The 1,614-nt window shown below is 35.4% G+C and carries 1 protein-coding gene; it reads left to right on the top strand.

Features of this window, described 5'->3' with window-relative positions; genetic code table 11:
* Nucleotides 1–152 precede the first annotated feature (152 nt).
* Nucleotides 153–1,382 carry a hypothetical protein gene (locus Q1B11_RS20105; protein ID WP_299735780.1) on the top strand — a complete coding sequence of 410 codons (1,230 nt, stop codon included), beginning with the start codon at nucleotides 153–155 and terminating at the stop codon, nucleotides 1,380–1,382.
* Nucleotides 1,383–1,614: the final 232 nt, after the last annotated feature.

Here is a 1,614-nt window from a genome sequence, read left to right as displayed (position 1 = left end):
ATGGGGTTCATTGGAACCCCGAATTAGCTGGATAATTTATGATTGACACCATAGTCACTTGTTAGCTGCGTAAGCCCTTACTTAATACTGTGACGATAGAGCCGATATAATGGCCAATTTGCCTCTGACTATCAATACATGGTGATAACCAAATGCCTATCAGGTCGACACCACCTACTGACAATAAGGTTCAACCCCCCTCTACACAAACAACGGATGCTAACAAGGCAAACAAAATTACAAAACCTCATCATAAAAAAATAAAATTGCCAGATGATAAAGCAGATCTTCCACATAAAAAAATAAAACAACGAACTGTGGAAAAATCAGTACTTGAACAAAAAGATACGCCAAATAATCTAAAGAAATCTATTTTTGATGATTGTAAAATGGTATATCAAGAAGCTGTTTTAGCAAAATCGTATAAGGAATTCAGTGAAACAGCTTCTTCAGGTGTAGAGAAAATAACGGAAAAAATGTCGGAATTAAACCTCTCCTTACATGATCGGTTTTGGCGTAATGTTTTACCTCATACACTGAAGCCAACTCATTTAGAACCTACAGTTAAAAGAAAAAAACAATTAATACCTCTAAATTCTTCTCACTACACTGATATTGAGTATTACCTTAGTGTTTTTCTCAAATCAGATTCAAACTTATCTGTTCAACTATATGGTGATCCAGTGGGGTATCATAGTGGTTTATGTGTATTCAGACGTAAAAAAAGTGATAATAAAAACATTATTAAAGTAACTCTGATCGACTCCGTTGGAATTACATACTCAAAAAAACAAAAGCGCTACACCGGTTATATTAATGAGTGGGCGGCCTGTATTTTTGATGTTGCAGAACAAAATAGTGACATTTCATTTGAACTCGGTCTTCTTCAAGTAAACAGCCAAAATGACACAATGCATTGTAATGCTTGGTTAGCCGAGTTTATACGAAAAACAAACAGTTTTTCAAAATTAGATGATGAGCTTTGGAAGGAAAGTAAATCAATTGATACCAACATAATGATTGACCTATTCCCTACAAAAAAAAGAGAATATATACCTGATAACTTGAAACTCAACTTTTTAACCAAATTGCCTGCTAACTACATGATGGCAGTTCAAAACCCTGACACTATTCGTAAATACATTGAAACGTTTAAGGGGAGTACTCCTAATATAGAGAAATTAGAAAAACTCCTAAACAAAGAGGTTTATCCAGACTATAAGCTAGACAATGGACGATTAGTAGAAACTAACGTCCACCTAGAGAGAAAATCTCTTAAGTATATACTTGAGTGCGTAGTAGAAGAATTAAAATTACCCATACAAGAACTAGAAGAATTCAAGCAGTTTTTAAAAGAAAATAGCCCCTATTACGATGAGTAAAGATAAAATCATTTAATTTAAGATCTAATCTGATATTACTTCTTCAAAACAATAAGGGGCGTCGCGGTTTCAACAGAACATTGCGATAAACATAGGAATAAAAACCATCTGCAATGAAAACGCTTAAGGTTCGCAACTCTGGTAGAATCACAGCAGCTAATCGGGATAGGACGAAGCCTCACGACTCCGTTCCTCCCACACCACGAGCCGTACAGATCATGTAGCATCGCGG

The organism is uncultured Endozoicomonas sp. (assembly GCF_947495845.1).
In the GTDB taxonomy this organism is placed as follows: domain Bacteria; phylum Pseudomonadota; class Gammaproteobacteria; order Pseudomonadales; family Endozoicomonadaceae; genus Endozoicomonas.
The sequence above is the reverse complement of the archived record's forward strand: the minus strand, read 5'-3'. Positions and strand labels throughout refer to the sequence as shown.